At 68.1% G+C, this 20,092-nt stretch carries 22 protein-coding genes; 15 read left to right on the top strand and 7 right to left on the bottom strand.

Translation table 11 applies throughout. From position 1 onward, the window contains the following. Window positions 1–58: 58 nt before the first annotated feature. The 6 genes from J8I34_RS10845 to J8I34_RS10820 all read left to right on the top strand — a co-directional run bounded on the left by J8I34_RS10845 (window position 59) and on the right by J8I34_RS10820 (window position 6,375). On the top strand, window positions 59–1,198 hold the full coding sequence (locus J8I34_RS10845) for an HPP family protein (RefSeq protein WP_029047950.1): 1,140 nt from the start codon (window positions 59–61) through the stop codon (window positions 1,196–1,198). A gap of 245 nt (window positions 1,199–1,443) precedes the next feature. Further along, window positions 1,444–2,643 carry an AI-2E family transporter gene (locus J8I34_RS10840; RefSeq protein ID WP_209777640.1) on the top strand — a complete coding sequence of 400 codons (1,200 nt, stop codon included), beginning with the start codon at window positions 1,444–1,446 and terminating at the stop codon, window positions 2,641–2,643. Between the two features lie 7 nt (window positions 2,644–2,650). Continuing rightward, the gene (locus tag J8I34_RS10835) at window positions 2,651–3,343 is read left to right on the top strand and encodes a paraquat-inducible protein A (protein WP_029047948.1); all 693 of its coding nucleotides are present in this window, start codon (window positions 2,651–2,653) and stop codon (window positions 3,341–3,343) included. After that, window positions 3,340–4,089 carry a paraquat-inducible protein A gene (locus J8I34_RS10830; protein ID WP_029047947.1) on the top strand — a complete coding sequence of 250 codons (750 nt, stop codon included), beginning with the start codon at window positions 3,340–3,342 and terminating at the stop codon, window positions 4,087–4,089. The genes J8I34_RS10835 and J8I34_RS10830 overlap by 4 nt, the downstream gene beginning before the upstream one ends. Further along, a complete protein-coding gene (locus tag J8I34_RS10825; RefSeq protein ID WP_209806002.1) occupies window positions 4,076–5,716 on the top strand; it encodes a PqiB family protein in 1,641 nt (546 codons plus the stop codon). Before J8I34_RS10830 ends, J8I34_RS10825 begins: the two co-directional genes overlap by 14 nt. Next, window positions 5,713–6,375 (top strand): PqiC family protein, encoded by a 663-nt coding sequence (locus tag J8I34_RS10820; RefSeq protein ID WP_371748063.1) that lies wholly within the window; start codon window positions 5,713–5,715, stop codon window positions 6,373–6,375. Before J8I34_RS10825 ends, J8I34_RS10820 begins: the two co-directional genes overlap by 4 nt. Window positions 6,376–6,500: 125 nt before the next feature. Here the strand turns inward: J8I34_RS10820 and J8I34_RS10815 are convergent, their stop codons facing one another. Continuing rightward, window positions 6,501–7,061 (bottom strand): nucleoside 2-deoxyribosyltransferase, encoded by a 561-nt coding sequence (locus J8I34_RS10815; RefSeq protein WP_209806001.1) that lies wholly within the window; start codon window positions 7,059–7,061, stop codon window positions 6,501–6,503. Here J8I34_RS10815 and J8I34_RS34715 point away from each other — a divergent pair. The 5 genes from J8I34_RS34715 to J8I34_RS10790 all read left to right on the top strand — a co-directional run bounded on the left by J8I34_RS34715 (window position 7,060) and on the right by J8I34_RS10790 (window position 9,960). Beyond that, complete coding sequence (locus tag J8I34_RS34715) at window positions 7,060–7,221, top strand: hypothetical protein (RefSeq protein WP_245175877.1); 162 nt, start codon at window positions 7,060–7,062, stop codon at window positions 7,219–7,221. The genes J8I34_RS10815 and J8I34_RS34715 overlap by 2 nt on opposite strands. Before the next feature lie 60 nt (window positions 7,222–7,281). Further along, complete coding sequence (locus J8I34_RS10805) at window positions 7,282–7,476, top strand: DUF1059 domain-containing protein (RefSeq protein WP_029047944.1); 195 nt, start codon at window positions 7,282–7,284, stop codon at window positions 7,474–7,476. A gap of 228 nt (window positions 7,477–7,704) precedes the next feature. Further along, on the top strand, window positions 7,705–8,502 hold the full coding sequence (gene modA / locus J8I34_RS10800; RefSeq protein WP_209768421.1) for a molybdate ABC transporter substrate-binding protein: 798 nt from the start codon (window positions 7,705–7,707) through the stop codon (window positions 8,500–8,502). A gap of 13 nt (window positions 8,503–8,515) precedes the next feature. Continuing rightward, window positions 8,516–9,229, top strand: a complete 714-nt coding sequence (modB, locus tag J8I34_RS10795) for a molybdate ABC transporter permease subunit (RefSeq protein ID WP_029047942.1) — start codon at window positions 8,516–8,518, stop codon at window positions 9,227–9,229. Between the two features lie 8 nt (window positions 9,230–9,237). Further along, window positions 9,238–9,960: an ATP-binding cassette domain-containing protein gene (locus J8I34_RS10790; RefSeq protein WP_209768418.1), complete on the top strand. Its 723-nt coding sequence runs from the start codon at window positions 9,238–9,240 to the stop codon at window positions 9,958–9,960. A 156-nt stretch (window positions 9,961–10,116) separates the two neighbouring features. Here the strand turns inward: J8I34_RS10790 and J8I34_RS10785 are convergent, their stop codons facing one another. From J8I34_RS10785 to J8I34_RS10775, 3 genes are all read right to left on the bottom strand, one after another. Further along, window positions 10,117–10,911, bottom strand: a complete 795-nt coding sequence (locus tag J8I34_RS10785; protein WP_209768415.1) for a TOBE domain-containing protein — start codon at window positions 10,909–10,911, stop codon at window positions 10,117–10,119. Between the two features lie 13 nt (window positions 10,912–10,924). Beyond that, window positions 10,925–11,746, bottom strand: a complete 822-nt coding sequence (locus J8I34_RS10780; protein WP_209806000.1) for a tyrosine-protein phosphatase — start codon at window positions 11,744–11,746, stop codon at window positions 10,925–10,927. A gap of 69 nt (window positions 11,747–11,815) precedes the next feature. Beyond that, window positions 11,816–12,061, bottom strand: coding sequence for an RNA recognition motif domain-containing protein (locus tag J8I34_RS10775; RefSeq protein WP_209805999.1), 246 nt, complete (start codon window positions 12,059–12,061; stop codon window positions 11,816–11,818). 422 nt (window positions 12,062–12,483) lie between these two features. On the opposite strand from J8I34_RS10775, the gene J8I34_RS10770 reads away from it, so the two are divergent. From J8I34_RS10770 to J8I34_RS10755, 4 genes are all read left to right on the top strand, one after another. Next, entirely contained in the window at window positions 12,484–14,022 is a 1,539-nt protein-coding gene (locus tag J8I34_RS10770; protein ID WP_209805998.1) for a DASS family sodium-coupled anion symporter, read from the top strand. 118 nt (window positions 14,023–14,140) lie between these two features. Next, a complete protein-coding gene (locus J8I34_RS10765; protein WP_209805997.1) occupies window positions 14,141–14,380 on the top strand; it encodes a hypothetical protein in 240 nt (79 codons plus the stop codon). 81 nt (window positions 14,381–14,461) lie between these two features. Next, complete coding sequence (locus J8I34_RS10760) at window positions 14,462–15,157, top strand: transglycosylase domain-containing protein (protein WP_209805996.1); 696 nt, start codon at window positions 14,462–14,464, stop codon at window positions 15,155–15,157. A gap of 143 nt (window positions 15,158–15,300) precedes the next feature. Continuing rightward, window positions 15,301–16,011 carry a DUF899 family protein gene (locus tag J8I34_RS10755; RefSeq protein ID WP_029047934.1) on the top strand — a complete coding sequence of 237 codons (711 nt, stop codon included), beginning with the start codon at window positions 15,301–15,303 and terminating at the stop codon, window positions 16,009–16,011. 34 nt (window positions 16,012–16,045) lie between these two features. Here the strand turns inward: J8I34_RS10755 and J8I34_RS10750 are convergent, their stop codons facing one another. From J8I34_RS10750 to fdhF, 3 genes are read right to left on the bottom strand one after another with little or no spacing between them, the layout of a single operon-like run. Next, window positions 16,046–16,270: a formate dehydrogenase subunit delta gene (locus tag J8I34_RS10750; protein ID WP_029047933.1), complete on the bottom strand. Its 225-nt coding sequence runs from the start codon at window positions 16,268–16,270 to the stop codon at window positions 16,046–16,048. Further along, window positions 16,267–17,148 carry a formate dehydrogenase accessory sulfurtransferase FdhD gene (gene fdhD / locus J8I34_RS10745; protein ID WP_209768367.1) on the bottom strand — a complete coding sequence of 294 codons (882 nt, stop codon included), beginning with the start codon at window positions 17,146–17,148 and terminating at the stop codon, window positions 16,267–16,269. The genes J8I34_RS10750 and fdhD overlap by 4 nt, the downstream gene beginning before the upstream one ends. Before the next feature lie 15 nt (window positions 17,149–17,163). Next, window positions 17,164–20,067, bottom strand: coding sequence for a formate dehydrogenase subunit alpha (fdhF, locus tag J8I34_RS10740; RefSeq protein WP_209768350.1), 2,904 nt, complete (start codon window positions 20,065–20,067; stop codon window positions 17,164–17,166). Window positions 20,068–20,092: the final 25 nt, after the last annotated feature.

The raw sequence follows: 20,092 nt of genomic DNA, 5'->3' as shown, positions 1-20,092 counted from the left end.
AAATATATCACCGCGTGATATATTACGCGCACCATTCCAAGCCGCCCCCCGTCCAAGAATGCCAACCGCCCCCGCTGACGCCTCGCTGGCGCAAAATACCCGTGCATGGCTGCGCACTTTTGTCCCGCTGCCGGTCGCTGCCAACCGCCATGAGCGCATCAAGAGCTGCCTTGGCGCGCTGCTTGGCCTGTTCTTCACCGAATGGATCAGCCACCAGACGCTGGGCGGATTCAACCCCTGGTTCGTCGCGCCCATGGGCGCTTCGGCGGTGCTGCTGTTCGCGGTGCCGTCTTCGCCACTGGCGCAGCCGTGGTCGATCATCGGCGGCAACCTGTTTGCAGCATTGGTGGGCGTGGCCTGCGCGCGCTGGATTCCGGATCCCGGCATTGCCGCGGCGACAGCGGTGGCGGTGGCGATTGCCGTGATGTTCCAGTTCCGCTGCGTGCACCCGCCCAGCGGCGCCGTGGCCATCACCGCGGTATTCGGCGGGCCGGCGGTCAGCGCGCTCGGTTTCGGCTTCGTGGTGGTGCCGGTGCTGTTCAACTCGATGCTGCTGCTGTTGATGGCGCTGGCCTTCAACAACCTGTCGCGGCGGCGCTACCCGCACCGCCCGCCCGAGCCTGCGGTGCAGCATGGCACCAGGGACGTGCCGCCGACGCAGCGCGTGGGCTTTACCCGCGCCGACCTGGACGCGGCCCTGCAGGCACGCGGCGAATTCCTCGACATCGAAGAAGACGACCTGGAAGCCATCCTGGTGGCGGCACAGCTGCACGCGTACCGGCGCCACTTCGGCAACGTGCTGTGCAGCGAGATCATGTCGCGGGACGTCGTCATGGTGCGGCCGGACCAGCCGGCGCACGAGGCCGGTCACCTGCTGTCGCGGCACCGCATCAAGGCGCTGCCCGTGGTCGATGCAAATAACCGGCTCGAGGGCATCATCACGCAGAGTGATTTCTTCGCCGCGCAGCGCGATACCGGCGCGCGCCGGCTGGCTGGCACCGTGCGCGACCTGATGACGCGCGCCGTGGTCACCGCCCGCCCCGACCAGCCGATGGTGGAACTGGCGCAGGCCTTCTCCGACGGCGGCCTGCACCATGCGCCGGTGATCGACGACAAGCACCGCGTGGTCGGCATGGTGACGCAGTCCGACCTGGTTGCCGCCCTGCTCAAGAGCGGCGTGATGGCCGTGCCGGGCTGAAGCCGGCACGCCCCTGGCGCCGGCCCTGCCCGGCGCCTCTTCCCTCCTGCCTTGACAGCACGGAAGCCGCGCTGTTCAACGTCACAAAGCTATGGCACTGTGGATGCGTCCGGGCATGCTGCGCCGGCGCACCGCGGTGGTGGCGCCTGAAGCACCCTTCCAGCAGCCCTTTGGCATCGCCCGCCCCGGCGTAGGCTATATTTACGCCGTTTCCGTCACACCGGCGGGCCCAGGGAGAGCCATCAATGAGTTCCGGCCAGTTAATCGAGAAGATCGCTGCAGTCTTTGCGCTGATCGTGCTGATCGGCGGGTCACTGCTGGTGCTCGCACCGTTCACCACGGCACTGCTGTGGGGCGCGATCCTGGCCTACAGCTCGTGGTACCCGTACATGGTGCTGTCGCGCTGGCTCGGCAACCGGCGCAGCCTGGCGGCGCTGATCTGCGTGCTGCTGGCCACGGTGATCGTGCTCGGGCCTTTTGTCTACGCCGGCGCCAGCTTCTCGGCGCACGTGGACGACCTGGCGGCCCTGGTCAACCGCTACATGGAGCAGGGCATCCCGCAGCTGCCGCAATGGCTGAGCAGCCTGCCCTATGTCGGCACCTACCTGCAAGGCTCGTGGAACAGCATCGTCAACGCCGATTCCGAGATGGTGGCCAACCTGCGCAAGCTGATCGCGCCGGTCGGGCATGTGCTGCTCGGCGCCGGCCTGTCGATCGGCGCGGGGCTGGGACAGCTGGCGCTGTCGATCATCCTGGCGTTCTTTTTCTATACCGGCGGCGAGTTCGCCATCGCGTGGCTGCGCGCGGGCATGCGCCGCATTGCCGGCGAGCGTGCCGACCACCTGCTGGAACTGGCCGGCAGCACGGTCAAGGGCGTGGTCTATGGCGTGCTCGGCACGGCCTTTATCCAGGCGGTGCTGGCCGCCGTCGGGCTCTGGATCGCCGGCGTGCCGGGCGCGGCCATCCTTGGCTTTGTCACCTTCTTCCTGTCGGTGGTGCCGGTGGGCCCGCCGCTGGTGTGGCTGCCGGCGGCGCTGTGGCTGTACCACACCGGTTCCACCGGCTGGGCGATCTTCCTGGTGATCTGGGGCGTGGGCGTGGTCAGCATGGCGGACAACATCGTCAAGCCGCTGCTGATCAGCAAGGGCACCGGCATGCCGCTGATCTGGATCATGCTGGGCGTGCTGGGCGGCGCGCTGGCGTTCGGCTTCCTGGGCGTGTTCATCGGCCCGACGCTGCTGGCGGTGGCGTATGCGCTGCTGCGCGACTGGACCATCGGCTCGCAGGACGAGCTGGCGCAGGATCTCGCGCGCGACCTGAAGCCGGGCGGCGCGCCGGCAGCGGTGCCCGCGGTGACGACGCCCGCTGGGGCGACGCCGGCAGTCCCCGCCGTGGTCGACAACCCCGACGTGCCGCCGGCGACCACCGGCAAGCACCCCGGCTGAACGGCTGATGGCAGGTCCCGACAACGCCCCCGCATTGCCCGATACCTCCCCCGCCGCGCTGCACCGGCTGGTGGCGTGCGAATACTGCGATGCGGTCTACGAGCGCACCCCGATCTCGCCCGGCGAGCGCGCTTTGTGCCTGCGCTGCGGCGGCGAGCTGTACCGCGAGAGCCGGCGCCATTACCGGCGCCTGCTGCCGCTGGTAATCACCGCGCTGATCCTGTTCCTGGTATCCAACGCCTACCCCATCGTCGAGATGGACCTCAAGGGCGTGCGCACGCAAACCACGCTGCTGGGCGCGGTGCAGGCCCTGTATGAGGACCGCATGGCACTGGTGGCGGTGCTGGTGTTCGCCACCACCATATTGTTCCCGCTGTCCGAGCTGCTGATGATGGCTTACCTGCTGGTGCCGATGGCGCGGCACCGCATGCCCATGGGCTTCGACCGCATCGTGCGCGGCATCCGCCAGACGCGGCCGTGGGGCATGATCGAGGTCTTCATGATCGGCGTGCTGGTTACGCTGGTGAAGCTGTCCACGATGGCGCGCGTGCTGCCTGGCATTGCGCTGTGGTCGTTCGCCGCGCTGGTGATCGTGCTGGCGGCGATGCTCTCGTTCGACCCGCGCGACCTGTGGCGCTACCTGGAAACGCCGGACGATGAGGCGGACGCGGCAGGCGGCACAAGCGGGAAAGGACAATGACGGACGCGACCCCGCGGCAACCTCAACGGCCGCCGCGCCCCGACCGCCTGGCGCACCCGCGCCGTCTCGCGCGCGAGGTGGTGGCCGGACTGACCGACGACGACGAACGCAAGCCGCTGCCGCAGGTGCCAACCGCCAGCCGCCTGGGCCTGCTCTCCTGCCACGCCTGCGACCTGGTCAGCCCGCGCACGCTGGAAGGCGAGCCCTGCCCGCGCTGCGGCGCCACGCTGCACCACCGCAAGCCGGACAGCCTGGCGCGCACCTGGGCGTTCCTGCTGGCGGCCTTTATCCTCTACATCCCGGCCAACATGCTGCCGGTGATGGTCACGCAATCGATCCTCGGCACCCAGCGCGACACCATCCTGTCCGGCGTGATCTACCTGTGGCTATCCGGCTCGCGCATGCTGGCCGTGCTGGTGCTGATCGCAAGCATCATCGTGCCGCTCCTGAAGATGGTGATCCTCACCTTCCTGCTGCTGTCGGTGCATTTCCGCGCGACCTGGCGCATCCGGCAGCAGACCCGGCTGTACGGGCTGGTGGAGGTGATCGGCCGCTGGTCGATGCTCGATATTTTCGTGGTGGCGCTGCTGGCCTCGCTGGTGCGGGCCGGGGCGCTGGCCACCATCATCCCAGGCGGCGGCGCGCTGGCCTTCGGCGCGGTCGTGGTGCTGACCATGCTGGCCTCGCTCAGCTTCGATCCGCGCCTGCTGTGGGATTCGCTGGAAGACGACAATGCCCGACACTGAACAACATCCGCCCAATCCCGCTGGCGCACCCGGCCTGCCGCGGCCCGAGCGCCGGCGCCGCGCGCGCTGGCTGCCATCGCTGGTGTGGCTGATCCCGATCGTCGCGGCGGTCGTCGGCGTGTCGCTGCTGGTGCACACGCTGGCCTCGCGCGGGCCGGAGATCACCGTCAGCTTCCGCACCGCCGAGGGCCTGACGCCGGGCAAGACCGCGGTGCGCTACAAGGACGTCGATATCGGCCTGGTCAAGTCGGTGCGGCTCGCGCGCGACCGTTCGCACGTGATCGCCTCGATCGACCTGACCAAGGACGCCGAGAACTTCGCCGTGGCCGACACGCGCTTCTGGGTGGTGCGCCCGCGCTTCGCCGCCAGCGGCGTGTCGGGGCTGGAGACGCTGCTGTCGGGCGCCTATATCGGCGTCGATGCCGGCAAGTCCGGCGAGACCACGCGCGAATTCAAGGGCCTGGAAGTGCCGCCGGTGGTGACCACCGACGCATCCGGCAAGCAGTTCGTGCTGCGCGCGTCGGAGCTGGGCTCTCTCGACATCGGTTCGCCGGTCTACTACCGGCGCGTGCAGGTGGGCCAGGTGGTGGCCTACCTGCTGGAGCCCAACGGGCGCGACATCACGCTGCGCGTGTTCGTCAACAAGCCCTATGACAAGCTGGTCACCGCCGACACGCGCTTCTGGCATGCCAGCGGCGTCGACCTCAAGCTCGATGCCGGCGGGCTCAAGCTGTCGACGCAATCGCTGGTGACGGTGCTGCTGGGCGGCGTTGCGTTCCAGGCGCCGGACCGCACCACCGCCACCGACGCCGCCGCGGAAAACACGCAATTCCTGCTGGCCGCCGACCAGTCCGACGCCATGAAGGAGCCCGAGGAACTGGCGCCGACGCTGGCCGTGCTCAACTTCGACCAGTCGGTGCGCGGCCTGTCGCCGGGCGCGCCGGTGGACTTCCGCGGCGTGATCGTCGGGCAGGTGCGCTCGATCGGCATCGAATACCAGCGCGACAAGAAGGCTTTCCGCATGCCGGTGGTGGTCGAGCTGTACCCGTCGCGCATGGGCTTCCGCGAACGCGACGTGGAAGACCGCGCGCGCGCCCGTCAGATCATCGAGGGCCTGCTCAAGCGCGGCATGCGCGCGCAGCTGCGCACCGGCAACCTGCTTACCGGCCAGCTGTACGTGGCACTCGACTTCTTCCCGAAGGCGCCGCCCGCCAAGGTCGACCTGGATGCGCCGATCCCCGAGTTCGCCACCACGCCGGGCACCTTCGACCAGTTGCAGGCGCAGGTCGGCGATATCGTCAACCGCATCGACAAGATCCCGTTCGACCAGATCGGCCAGGACCTGCGTACCACCGTGGCGAGCCTGAACAAGACGCTCGACACGGCCGACCAGCTGGTGCAGCAGCTCAACGGCGACGTCGCGCCGCAGGTGCTGGCGGCGCTGCAGGACGCGCGCAAGACGCTGACTGCGGCCAACGGCACGCTGGCGTCGGATGCGCCGCTGCAGCAGGACACGCGCCGCATGCTGCAGGAACTGACGCGCACCGCCACGTCGTTGCGCACGCTGACCGACTACCTCGAACGCCATCCCGAAGCGCTGCTGCGCGGCAAGCCGGAGAAAGACTGATGAAGCGCCATCCCCAAAACTCCGCACTTGCCTCGGTGCTGGCACGCCGCGCCATTGCCGGCGCCATTGCCAGCGCAATCGGCGCAATCGGCGCCACCGTGCTCGCCGGTTGTGCCTCGCCGGAACCGCGCTATTACACGCTGGCCCAGGGGCCTGCGGGTGTCGCCACGCTGCCGGCGGCGACACCGGCGGCGTCGACCAACACGCTGTGGCTGGAAGTCGCGCCGGTGCGCGTGCCGGAGCGGCTTAACCGGCCGCAGCTGGTGGTGCGCGACGGCGGCAATGACGCCAGCCTGCGCCTGCTCGACCTGGCGCGCTGGTCGTCGCCGCTGCCGGATGAGCTGCGCGACGCGTTGTCTCAGCGCCTGCAGGCCACTCTGGGCGCCGTCGACACCTACCAGCAGGGGTTGTCGGACGTGCAGCCGCTGTACCGGATCACGACGGAAGTGCTGCGGCTCGACGCGGATGTCGGGCAGCGCGCGGGCGCCACGATCAACTGGACGGTGCGGCGGCTCCCGGACGGCAAGGTGGTCAGTGGCCGCACGCAGGCAGAGTTGTCCGCGCCCGGCGAGGTCGACGGCGTGGTGGCGGCTTACCGCGAGATCGTGGCAAGCACGGCGAAGGACATTGCCGCGGGAGTGGAGGCACTTCGCCGATAGACCGAACGCGACGGAGCTTGCCGGAAGGAAGGCGCGCCTGAGCCGCCCGATCTGGCCTAAGCAAGGTGTGTTCTCCCTCTCGCCTCAGCGGGAGAGGGGAGCAAACCGGCGGTAGAGAAACGCTCTCAGTCATCCCCCCACACCGCCGCATCGCGCTCGCGCCTTGCCGCCGCTTCGGCCGCACGCCGGTGGATGGCCTCGGCCATCGCCGCCAGGCATTCCGCCGCCCCGCCCCGCACCAGCTTCACGGGGCACGCCAGCATCAGGTTCACGGGCAAGCCGAAATCCTCCACCACAAACCCGCGCGCATCCAGCGGCCGGCCGTCCTCATCGGTCACCACCGTGGCGCGGTCGCGCACCGTTCCCGGATCCGCGCTGTAGCCCCATACCGGCTTCTGCAGCGCCACCGCAAACCCCACTTCGAAGGCCGTGCCCGAGTCTGGCTCTCCCGGCCCGCGGAAATCGTCGAGGTTGGCCATCACCATGTCGGCACGGCGCAGCAGCGCGATATTGGCGTCATAGATCCAGCGCGCCGTGTCCCGCGCCGACAGGCCTGCCGGCGCCGCCTTGTCGAGCGGATACAGCCCGGTGAAGCCATGCGCCGCGCACAGCGACTTGAGTTGCTCGCCCCAGGCGATGGCATCCTTGCGGAAGACGTCGAAGCCGGCCAGGTAGATGGTTTTCATGGCGATGTTCGTCACGGAAGAAATGGGAAGCCGCAGCATAACCCGCCGCCGCACGAACATCAGCGGCACGCACGAAACCCGCGCCGCGATGACCGCGCTGACCCGGCAGAATCTCGATGCGCTCCTGGCCGATGGCAACGTGCTGACGCCGGTGCTGTAGTAGCCGGCCCCCCTGCCTATACTGGATACACCGGCCGCGCGGCCGGTGACAGGAGGCACCATGGGACGCAAGTTTATCGATTGCCGCGAGTTCCCGAGCGACATCGGCTGCACGGTTGCGCTGAGCGCCGACAGTGAAGACGAACTGCTCGAAGCCGCGGTCCAGCACGCGGTCGCGGTGCACCAGCACCAGGACACCCCTGAGCTGCGCACCCAGCTGAAGTCGTTGTTCAAGGAAGGCACGCCACCGGCCTGAAGCCGGACAAGCTGGCGCTGCAATGGCGCCAGCCCCCTACCCTCGCCCGAACCTCCTCCGGCCCCGGGAAACATACGCAGCCCCTGATACAGCACTTATTCGCGCCCGAATACCCATGGCATCGGGCACGGCGCATCATTGACGCACCGCTATATACGGACGTATATTGCGCCTGACAGTCCACCCATTCCAGCACCAGCTTTCCTGGCCGCTTCGCTTAGGATTCCCATGTCCGCGTTCCGCTCCGCCCGCACCGGGCGCCGCTCCGTTCTTGCCGGCGCCACCGGTGCCATGCTGACCGCCCTGGCGCTGGCCCTGCCCGCTGGGCCGGCCTTCGGCGCCGACCTGGTGGTCTCCGCGGCCGCCAGCCTGACCAACGCCTTCAAGTCGCTGGCCAAGTCGTACGAGCGCGCCCATCCCGGGACCAAGGTGGTGCTGAACTTCGGCGCGTCCGACGTGCTGATGCAGCAGATCGTCAAGGGCGCGCCGGCCGACGTGTTCGCCTCGGCCGACCAGGAGGCGATGAACAAGGCCGAGGCCGAAAAGGTGGTCGCGTCCGCCTCGCGCCGCGACTTCGCCGCCAATGAGGTGGTGCTGATCGTGCCGTCGGACAGCAAGCTGAAAATCGGCTCGCTGCAGGCCCTGACCCGCCCGGAAGTGAAGCGCATCGCCTATGGCAACCCGGCCTCGGTGCCGGTCGGCCGCTACACCCGCGGCGCGCTGGAAGCCGCCGGGCTGTGGGACGCGGTCGCCGCCAAGGGCGTGCCGGCACAGAACGTGCGCCAGAGCCTGGACTACGTGGCGCGCGGCGAGGTCGAGGCCGGCTTCGTCTTCGCCACCGACGCCACGGTGATGCCGGACAAGGTCAAGGTGGCCGTGCGCGTGCCTAGCCGCACCCCGGTGACCTACCCGATCGCCATCACCAGCCAGACCCGCCAGCAGAAGGAAGCCGCGCAGTTCGTCGACTTCGTGGCGTCGCCGGAGGGCCAGGCGATCCTGTCGCGCTACGGCTTCCTGAAACCCTGATTTCCGCCACGCCATGGATGCCATCTGGGTCCCGCTGCTGTTGTCGCTGAAGGTCGCGGGCTGGGCCACCGCGCTGAACGCCGTGCTCGGCGTCGGCGCGGCGTGGGCGCTGGCGCGCTGGCGCTCGCCGCTGCGCGACGTGGTCGACGCGGTGCTGACGCTGCCGCTGGTGCTGCCGCCGACCGTGCTCGGCTACTACCTGCTGGTGCTGGTGGGCCGGCGTGGCGTGTTTGGCGAGTGGCTGTCCAGCCTCGGCATCGAGCTGGTCTTTACCTGGCAGGGCGCGGTGCTGGCCTCGACCATCGTGGCCTTCCCGCTGGTGCTCAAGTCCGCGCGCGCGGCGTTCGAGGGCGTCGACCACCAGCTGGAAAACGCCGCGCGCGTGCTGGGCGTCTCCGAATCCGGCATCTTTTTCCGCGTGACCCTGCCGCTGGCCGCGCGCGGCATCATCGCCGGCGTGCTGCTGGCCTTCGCGCGGGCGCTGGGCGAGTTCGGCGCCACGCTGATGGTCGCCGGTAACCTGCCGGGGCGCACGCAGACGCTGTCGGTGGCAATCTACGAGGCCGTGCAGGCCGGCGACGACAACACCGCCAACCTGCTGGTGCTGGTGACCTCGGTCACGTGCGTGCTGCTGCTGGTGGTCGCCGGGCGGCTGGTGCCCGCCGCCGCGCGCAATCCCGCCGAACTCTACGAACGCCGGCGCCTGCGCCCGCGTGCGGTACGGTGAGCAACGCCATGGGCATGCATGTCAGCATTCGCAAGCAGATGGTGTCGGCCGACCGGCAGTTTGCGCTCGATATCGATTTCGACTCCGACAGCCGCCGCCTCGCGCTGTTCGGGCCGTCCGGCGCCGGCAAGAGCCTGACGCTGCGCGCCATCGCCGGGCTGCTCGCCCCCGACAGCGGCCGCATCGAGCTGAACGGGCGCACGCTGTTCGACAGCGACGCGGGCATCGACGTCCGCCCGCAGGAGCGCCGCGTGGCTTACCTGTTCCAGGAATACGCGCTGTTCCCGCACCTGACCGTGGGCCAGAACGTCGCCTTCGGGCTGGCGCGCGGCTGGCGCAACCCGCGCCGCGGCGCGATCCCGCCGGAAGCCCGGCGCTGGATCGATGCCTTCGGACTGGACGAGATCGTCGGCAACTATCCGGCCGAGATTTCCGGCGGCCAGAAGCAGCGCGTGGCGCTGGCGCGCGCGCTGGTGGCGCAGCCGGATATCGTCCTGCTCGACGAACCGTTCTCGGCGCTCGATCCCGCGCTGCGCTCGCGCATGCGCGCCGAGCTGCGCACGCTGCAGGCGAGCCTGGACGTGCCGATGCTGGTGATCTCGCATGATCCCGCCGACGTCGAAGCACTGGGCGACCACGTGCTCGAGATCCGCGAAGGCCGCATCTTCGGCAGCGGCACCGGCCGCCACCATCCGCCGGTCTACGCGCCGGTGTCGGCGCGCGTGGCCTGAGCGCGCGGCAGGTCGACGCAGGCGCGATCGCCAGAGGTATTGGCAAGTTCCAACGCTCTTGCATACCAACGGGTTGCTCCCCTCTCCCGCCTGCGGGAGAGCGGTGGGGGAGAGGGCCAGCGCATCGACGAAGTGAAGCCCGTCAGCATGCCAGCCTCATCCCACCACCCCCAGGATCACACTAGACGCCTTGAACACCGCCACTGCCGGCACGCCCACGGCAAGCCCCAGCGCCTCGACACTGCCATTGGTGACGATCGCTGCGATGGTGCCTCCACCATCCAGCTCGATCACTACCTCCGCATTGACCGCCCCAGGCAACACCCGCGAAACCACGCCCGGCAACTGGTTGCGTGCCGACAGCCGCATGCCCGGATCGGGCAATCCCACGAGCACGGACGATGCCTTGATCAGCGCGAATGCCTCCGCCCCCGCAGCCAGCCCCAGCGTCTCGACGCTTTCATGCGTGATCGTCGCCACGATCTGCTGGCCGCCCGGCAGCGCCAGCGCCACCTCGTCGTTGACAGCGCCGCCGCGCACACTGGCGACGTGCCCGAACAGCTTGTTGCGCGCACTGGTCTTGATCATCATTCGCCTCATCAGGTGGATATCTTCGGCAGCACCCTCGCCCAGCTGCGACAGCTGCGCGACAAAGCGCCGGTGCTCGTCCTCCAGCGCGCGGTAGGTGCGGATCAGCTGCTCGCCGCGCGCCGTCAGGCGCGTGCCGCCGCCGCCCTTGCCGCCGGCGGCGCGCACGACCAGCGCTTCTCCGGCGCTGTTGTTCATCAGGTCGATGGCGTCCCACGCTGCCTTGTAGCTGATGCCGACCGCGCGCGCGGCCGCGGTGATCGAACCGTGCTCGCCGATGGCGGCGAGCAGCGCGATGCGGTCCTTGCCGCCCCAGTCCTGCGAGCCGGAGCGGAACCAGATGGCTCCCTGGAGTTCAAGCATGGGTCGCCGTTCCTCAGCCTTCCAGGTAGTGCGCGCGCAGCTGCGCGACGTCGACGGCAAGCGCATCGCCCAGGTAGTTGTCGACGCTGCCCCAGCCCTGCTCGATCGCCTGCAGCGAGGCATCGAGATAGCTGGCACGGACCTCAAGCAGCGGCATCATGGCCTCGGCGCTTACACCCAGCCGCGCCATGCGCGCCAGCGCCGTTTCGTTGAAGCGTGCATTGCGCTGGTTCGATTCCAGGTAATTGGCCAGGATATCGTCCTGCGCCACGCCCAGCGCCGACAGAAGCAGCAGCGAGGCAAAGCCGGTGCGGTCCTTGCCCGCGGTGCAGTGGAACAGCAGCGTCTTGCCCTCTTGCGCGGTCTGCATGAAGCCGCCGAAGGCGTCGCGGTAGCGCACCGGGAAATCGCGGTAGACCTCCAGCATGAAGCCGTCGATCTGCGCCGGCGTGCTCGCGCGCAGGCGCGGCATCAGCACGTCCATCGCCATGCTGCCGTCCAGCACCGGCACCGCCACCCAGTTGAAGCGCGCACCGAAGCCGGCCTCGTCCGGCGACTTCTCGCCGGGAGAGCGGAAGTCGACCACCACGTCGAGATCGAGCGCATGCAGCCGGTCCAGGTCGGCCGTGCTGGCCAGCGCCGGGTTGCCGCTGCGATACAGCCGGCCGCCGCGCACGCGGCGTCCGGCGGCACCGCGCAGGCCGCCAAGGTCACGCGCATTGCTGATGGTGTCGAATTCCAGCGCCGCGTTGCCGGCCGTGCTGTCCGGTGCCGCCGGTCCTGGCGACACGACCGCGTGGCCATGTGGAAACGCCCATCGGAACCATTTGTTCATTGTTGCTCCCTGACTGTTTTTATCGATGCGGACCCGGCAGCCGCGTGAATCCAAGGTCAGCGGCCAGGGTCAGCGGTTGCGGTAGGCCGGCACATGCCAGCGCAGGTGGCAGCCCGCGACATAGCGCCGGTCCAGCCGCGCCACCAGCTTCCACACCGCCAGCACGCTGGCGTCGATATCGACCCAGGCCCACGGACGCTTCGGGTCGCCGGCCTCGACTAGCTCGACCGAGCGGATGCTGGCGTACTTCGCCAGTGCCTGGCGCAGCGCCGTGGCGCTGAGTCCTGCCTTCAGCCCGCGTACTAAAACCTTCATCATCGGCTCCAATTATTTCAGATCGCCCCGACGCATGCATCACCTGGCTGGGCGGCCCCGGCGGCGCGTGCGCCGCATCGCCCGCCACGCCTTGTGGCGCCTGCCTTTACAGATGGGATAACAAATCCGCCGCAAGATTTCGCCGTCCGAAGCAGAACTTGATCTGAATCATTGCTGGCGCAATGAGGCACTTGGAAACCTCGACATCACCCCCTGCCGGCTCGGACAATTCCTATCATGTCGAACGCGGCGGCCAGGCCAGAGGCCCGGCCGCTGGAGCAAGCCAGACGCGGATGCCGCCTCGCGGCCGACAATGCCTCGCCGGCCCGGTTGCCGGCCCGCCGCACCGGATCGCCAGTACGCCGTGTCGAGCGCCGTGTCGAGATATTCGACAAGGATCGTCAACGAAAAGGATAACGGCGATGCCCGATACCTCTCACGCTTCCCCTGCCTCACCCGCTCCGCCCACGGGCCCGGCTACCGCTGCAACCGCCAGCGCCGCCGCGCCCAAGATGACGCTGCACTGGGGCCTGTTCGTCGCCGTCGCCGTGCTGCTCGGCGTACTCGCGATCCCGCAGCCCGAAGGCCTGACCATTGCCGGCCAGCGCATGCTGGCCATCCTTGCCTTCGCCATCGTGGTGTGGATCACCGAGGCGGTCTCGTACGAGACCAGCGCGATCATGATCACGTCACTGATGGCCGGATTGATCGGCTTCGCGCCGACGGTCAACGATCCCAGCGTGCAGTACGGCACCTCCCGGGCGCTGGGCATGGCGCTGGCCGGTTTCTCCAACACCGCGCTGGCGCTGGTGGCTGCGGCGCTGTTCATTTCCGCGGCCATGACCGTAACCGGGCTGGACCGGCGCATCGCGCTGGTGACGCTGTCGGCCATCGGCACCAGCACGCGCCGCATCCTGGTCGGCACGATCGCCGTCACCATCGCGCTGAGCCTGGTGGTGCCGAGCGCCACCGCGCGCAGCGCCTGCGTGGTGCCGATCATGATGGGCGTGATCGCCGCGTTCGGCGTCGACAAGAAATCGAATATCGCCGCCGGCATCATGATCACGGTGGCGCAGGCCACCAGCATCTGGAACGTCGGCATCCAGACCGCCGCCGCGCAGAACCTGCTGACGGTGGGATTCATGGACAAGCTGCTCGGTGAGCGGATCACGTGGCTGCAATGGCTGATCGCGGGCGCGCCATGGGCGATGGTCATGTCGGTGGTGCTTTTCTTCCTGGTGCGCTGGCTGCTGCCGCCCGAGACCGAAGCCATTCCCGGCGGCAAGGAAGCCGTGCAGCGCGAACTGTCCGTCCTGGGGCCGATGACCGCCCCGCAGAAGCGGCTGGCCGCGGTGTCGATCGGCCTGCTGCTGTTCTGGGCCACTGAAGGCAAGCTGCACAGCTTCGATACCGCCACGGTAACCTTTGTGGGCCTGGTGATCCTGATGCTGCCGCGCATCGGCGTGATGGACTGGAAGACCATGCAGCAGCGCACGCCGTGGGGCACGCTGATCGTGTTCGGCGTTGGCATCAGCCTGGGCACGGCGCTGCTGTCCACCAAGGCCGGCCAGTGGCTCGGCGAGTTCGTGGTGACGCATTCCGGCCTGGCCACGCAGGGCGCGGTGGTGGTGTTCGCCATCCTGGCGGCATTCCTGATCCTGATCCACCTGGGCTTTGCCAGCGCCACCGCACTGACCGCGGCGTTGCTGCCGATCCTGATCTCGGTGCTGCAGACACTGCCGGGCGACATCAACCGCGTCGGCATCACCATGCTGCTGGGCTTTACCGTGAGCTTCGGCTTTATCCTGCCGATCAACGCGCCGCAGAACATGGTGTGCCTGGGCACCGAGACCTTCAATGGCCGCCAGTTCGCGCGCATCGGCATCCCGATCACCATCGTCGGCTATGCCCTGATGCTGCTGTTCGCGGCAACGTACTGGCGCTGGCTGGGCTGGGTATGAGGACGCCATGAGGACGCCATGAGGACGCCATGCGTCGTCGGCGATGTCCTCGGGTACCGACTGCGCCACCAGCAGGTCACGCGCAAAACGGCGGGCGGAATCAAGGGAGAGTTTCATCATGGACTCCTCACGGCGTATTGACCTCGGCCTGAGCCGGGAAAGCGCGGAGGTGGAGGCGTTCGTCAAATGCCTGCACGACACACCGACGGCGCCGGGATTCGACCGCGTGCAGTATCCGGGCGAGTTCGAGGCGGCCAACCGGGAGCGTGCGGCCGACGCCATCGACATCAATCCGGCGATCTGGCGCAACCTGGAACAGCTGGCGCAGGCGGTAGGCTTACCGGTGCCGAAAGGCTGACCGCCGCGGCGCCACCCGCCGCGCGCGAGAGGGACAGCAGGGACTCGCTCCGCGCCGCCCGCGGCTGGCACAATACGCCGCATGAAAAGTCTCTGGTCCGCCTTCGTCAAGCTGCTGGTGCTCGCCGTGGTCGGCGGCGCGCTGCTTGCCACCGTTGCCCTCCTCGCCGTCCAGCGGCAGCTGCCGTCGCTGGACGCGCTGACGGATTTCCGCCGCACCGCTGGCTATGTCCCGCTGTCGCGCTATCCGCGCGAGCTGATCGACGCCGTGGTGGCGATCGAGGACGAGCGCTTCTACGTGCATGACGGCATCGACTACGTCGGCGTGGTCCGCGCGGGCGTCGCCAACCTCTCGGACGACCTGTCGCAGGGCGCATCGACCATCACCATGCAGGTGGCGCGCAACTTCTACCTGTCGCGCGACAAGACCTATACGCGCAAGCTGTACGAGGTGCTGCTGTCATACCAAATCGAGGACGCGCTGAGCAAGGACGAGATCCTCGAGCTGTACCTGAACAAGATCTATCTCGGCCAGGGCGCATATGGCTTCGCCGATGCGGCGCGGACCTATTTCGGCAAGCCGCTGGCGCAACTGTCGCTGGCCGAATCAGCGATGCTGGCCGGCCTGCCCAAGGCACCCTCGGCGAACAACCCGGTCGCCAATCCGCGCCGGGCGCGGCAGCGGCAGGCCTATATCCTGCGGCGCATGCTGGAGCTGGGCAGGATTTCGCATCCCGAATATGACGGGGCGCTGCTGGAGCCCTTGCGCCTGAAGTGATGCCCGACGCCCGGCGTGGGAACGATTCCGGGCCGGACGCGCACCAACCATGACGGGCCATGCCATCCGCGGCGCCCGCCTGGTGGCGGGCAGCGCACCTTGCATGGCTGTTCCAAGACGCTAGCCTGACAAGGAGGGCCGACATGGAAGACAAGTCAACACTCACCCCGGCCGCGGACCTGGCGCAACGCAATCCGGTTCATTTCCCCAACGAAAGTGCCGAGTACCGCAAGGCGCGCAATGCGCTGCTGGCCGAAGAGATCGAACTGCGGCGGCATATCGAACGCGTTGCCGCGCAACGCCGCAAGCTGCCGCCCGGCGGCGAAGTCACCAGGCGCTACACCTTCCAGGGCGAACACGGTCCCGTGACGCTGGAAGACCTGTTCGGCGACAGGGACACCCTGGTGGTCTACAGCTACATGTTCGGGCCGCAGCGCGAACGGCCTTGCCCGATGTGCACATCGCTGATGGGATCATGGGACCACAAGGTGCCTGATATCGAGCAGCGCGTGGCGCTGGCAATGGTGGCCCGCTCGCCGGTCGAACGCCTGCTGCGGGCGAAGAAGGAGCGCGGCTGGACCAGGCTGAAGGTCTATGCCGACGTCGACGGCGCATTCACGCGCGACTATGTCAGCCCGGAAGACGGTGACGTGCCCGGCTACACGGTCTTCACGCGCCGCGACGGCAAGATCCGGCACTTCTGGAGCGGCGAGATGTATGCCCTCACGGCCGACCCCGGACAGGATCCGCGCGGCGCGCCGGACCTCGACCCGCTCTGGACGTTGCTGGATACCACGCCCGAAGGCCGCGGCGGCGACTGGTATCCGAAGCTGGAATACGGCAGCAGCAGCTAGCGACCCTGGTTTACCGGATCGCGGGCGGACTGCGCTATTCCAGCACGCTCCGATGCCGGGCCAGCGCTTCCTGGACGATCGCGTCCAGCCCGGTGCCGGATTCGCTATCGACGTGCCCCAGCAAGGCCCTGCGCATGCGCGGCTCCCAGAAGCGCTTGATATGCCCGGCGATATCGGAGACCGCCTCCTCGCGATCGGGCATCGCCTCGAAGAAGCTGCCGATCTGGTTGGCCATGGTGATCAGGTTGTCGACGTTCATGCGAGGCTCGCTTCGTGTTGCAGGCCGTGTTGCAGGCGTTGTGGATGGGCATAGACCACGTGCGCGCCGGCGCGCACGAACCCGGCCAGCGTGACATTGGCCTGCTCGGCCAGCCGCACCGCCAGCGCCGTCGGCGCCGACACTGCCGCCAGCACCCCGGCGCCGATGGCGGCGGTCTTCAGCACCATTTCGTAGCTGGCCCGGCTGGTGACCAGGACCGCGCCCGTGGAGATGTCCTCGACGCTGCGCGCGAGCGCTCCGGCCAGCTTGTCGAGCGCATTGTGGCGCCCCACGTCTTCGCGCACCAGCGATACATGGCCATCGGCACGCAGCCACGCGGCGGCGTGGGTGGCGCCGGTGTCGTGCTGCAATGCCTGGCGCAACTGGAGCTGCACGAACGCGGCCTGGATCACGTCGGTATGGAAGCTGGCTGCGCTGTGCACCGGCGCCGGGGTGCGCATCACCTGCTCCAGCGATTCGGTCCCGCACAGCCCGCAGCCGGTGCGCCCCGCCAGCGAGCGCCGGCGGTCCTTCAACCGCATGAACGCTTCCGAGGCGATTTCCAGCCGCACCGCGATGCCGTGCTCGCGCATGTCGACTTCGATGTCATAGACATCGCGCGCCGTCGGCACGATGCCTTCGCTCAGGCTGAAGCCGAGCGCGAAGTCCTCCAGGTCGGCCGGCGTGGCGAGCATCACCGCATGCGAGATGCCGTTGTATTCCAGCGCGACCGGCACCTCCTCGGCGACCTCGTCGGGGCTGAGCGAGATCTCGCCCTGCCGCCAGCGGCTGACGGCAAAGGTGCTGTGGGTCGGCATCTCGTCCGGCATGGCCGACGTGTCGGGAGGGGCCTGTGGTGACTGCATGCAGCACATCATGATGTCGACCTCCGCTCAGTTCGCGGCCTGCGCCGCGGTTTGTGTCGGGTCCGCGCTGGCCGCTTCCAGCAACTGCAGTTGCTGCGCGTTGAAGTCGTGGTACTGCTGCTGCCAGGCCGACGGCTGCGCCACCGGCATCACCTGCACCGCGGTGACCTTGTATTCCGGACAGTTGGTGGCCCAGTCCGAGTTGTCGGTGGTGATCACGTTGGCGCCGGATTCCGGGAAGTGGAAGGTGGTATAGACCACGCCCGGCTGCATGCGCTCGCTGACAATGGCGCGCAGCACCGTATCGCCCGCGCGGCTCTGCACGCCGACCCAGTCGCCATCCTTGATGCCGCGCTCTTCCGCGTCGTGCGGATGGATTTCCAGCCGGTCCTCGGCGTGCCAGTAGACGTTGTCCGTGCGCCGCGTCTGCGCGCCCACGTTGTACTGCGACAGGATGCGGCCGGTGGTCAGGATCAGCGGGAAGGCGCGCGTGATTTTCTCGGTGGTCGGCACATACTTGGTGATGATGAACTTGCCCTTGCCGCGCACGAAGGCGTCGATATGCATGGTCGGCGTGCCTTCCGGCGCATCGGCGTTGCAGGGCCACTGGATGCTGCCCAGTTCGTCCAGCCGCTTGTAGCTGACGCCGGAGAACGTGGGCGTCAGGCGCGCGATTTCGTCCATGATCTGCGACGGGTGGGTGTAGTCCATCGGGTAGCCGAGCGCATTGGCCAGCAGGATGGTGGCTTCCCAGTCGGCGTAGCCGGCCTTGGGCGGCATCACCTTGCGCACGCGCGAGATGCGGCGCTCCGCGTTGGTGAAGGTGCCGTCCTTTTCCAGGAACGACGAGCCCGGCAGGAACACGTGCGCGTACTTGGCGGTTTCGTTCAGGAAAATGTCCTGCACCACGATGCATTCCATCGACGACAGCGCTTCGGACACATGCTGCGTGTTCGGGTCGGACTGGACGATGTCCTCGCCCTGGCAGTACAGGCCCTTGAAGCTGCCGCCAAGCGCGGCCTCGAACATGTTGGGGATGCGCAGGCCCGGCTCCGGGCTGATCTCGACATTCCACGCGGCCTCGAACAGGCCGCGCACGGTCGAGTCCGATACGTGGCGATAGCCCGGCAGCTCATGCGGGAACGAGCCGATATCGCACGAGCCCTGCACGTTGTTCTGCCCGCGCAGCGGGTTCACGCCCACGCCCTCACGGCCGATATTGCCGGTGGCCATGGCCAGGTTGGCGATGCCCATCACGGTGGTCGAACCCTGCGCATGCTCGGTGACGCCCAGGCCGTAGTAGATCGCGGCGTTGCCGCCGGTGGCGTACAGGCGCGCGGCGCCGCGCAGTTGTTCCGCCGGGATGCCGGTGACGCTTTCCATCGCCTCCGGCGAGTTCTCCGGCAGCGCGACAAAATCGCGCCACTGGTTGAACGCGCGGTCCTCGCAGCGCTCGGCGATAAAGGCGTCGTTGAGCAGCCCTTCGGTGACGATCACGTGTGCCAGCGACGTCACCAGCGCGACGTTGGTACCCGGACGCAGTTGCAGGTGGAAATCGGCACGGATATGCGGCGAGTCGACCAGGTCGATGCGGCGCGGATCGACCACGATCAGCTTCGCGCCGGCGCGCAGCCGCTTCTTCATGCGCGAGGCAAACACCGGATGGCCGTCGGTCGGGTTGGCGCCGATCACCATGATCACGTCGGCCTTTTCCACCGACTTGAAGGTCTGCGTGCCGGCCGATTCGCCCAGCGTCTGCTTCAGGCCATAACCGGTGGGCGAATGGCACACGCGCGCGCAGGTGTCGACGTTGTTGTTGCCGAAGGCGGCGCGCACCAGCTTCTGTACCAGGTAGCCCTCTTCGTTGGTGCAGCGCGACGACACGATGCCGCCGATCGAATCCTTGCCGTGCTTCGCCTGGATGCGCTTGAACTCCGAAGCCGCGTAGCCGATCGCCTCTTCCCACGACACTTCGCGCCACGGGTCGGTGATCTTCGCGCGGATCATCGGCTTGAGGATGCGGTCCTTGTGCGTGGCATAGCCCCAGGCAAAGCGGCCCTTGACGCAGGCGTGGCCCTCGTTGGCCTTGCCGTCCTTGTACGGCACCATGCGCACGACCTCGTTGCCCTTCATCTCGGCCTTGAACGAGCAGCCCACGCCGCAGTAAGCGCACGTGGTGACGGTGCTGTGCGAGGCCTGGCCCAGCCTGATGACCGAGGTCTCGGTCAGCGTCGCGGTCGGGCACGCCTGCACGCAGGCGCCGCACGAGACGCAGTCCGACTCCATGAACGACTGGCTGGTGCCGGGCGAGACGCGGGAATCAAAACCGCGTCCGCTGATGGTCAGCGCGAAGGTGCCTTGCGTCTCTTCGCAGGCGCGCACGCAGCGGTTGCAGACGATGCACTTCGAGGCGTCATAGGTGAAGTAGGGATTCGATTCATCCTTCTTCAGCGCGGTGTGCGTGGCGATGGGCTTTGCGCTTGTGCCAACGTCAGGCCCACCGTCGTTGTAGCGCACCTCGCGCAGCCCCACCACGCCGGCCATGTCCTGCAGCTCGCAGTTGCCGTTGGTCGGGCAGGTCAGGCAGTCGAGCGGGTGGTCGGAGATATACAGTTCCATCACGCCGCGGCGCAGGTCGGCGAGCTTGTCGCTCTGCGTCTTCACCTTCATGCCGGCTTCCACCGGCGTGGTGCACGAGGCCGGGTAGCCGCGGCGCCCTTCGATCTCGACCAGGCACAGGCGGCACGAGCCGAAAGCCTTGAGGCTGTCGGTCGCGCACAGCTTGGGCACGGCGATCTCGGCTTCCATCGCGGCGCGCATCACTGACGTGCCGGCGGGCACGGTGACGCTGACGCCGTCGACTTCAAGGGTGACCATCTCGGTCGATTCGCTGGCGGGGGTACCGAAGTCGATCACATCGCGGCAGTCCATGTTTTGTCTCCCGTGTTCTGTTCTG

Origin of the sequence: Cupriavidus phytohabitans, from assembly GCF_017815025.1 — a bacterium.
In the GTDB taxonomy this organism is placed as follows: Bacteria; Pseudomonadota; Gammaproteobacteria; order Burkholderiales; family Burkholderiaceae; genus Cupriavidus.
Note: the sequence above shows the minus strand (reverse complement) of the source record. Positions and strands in the feature narration are given on the sequence as shown.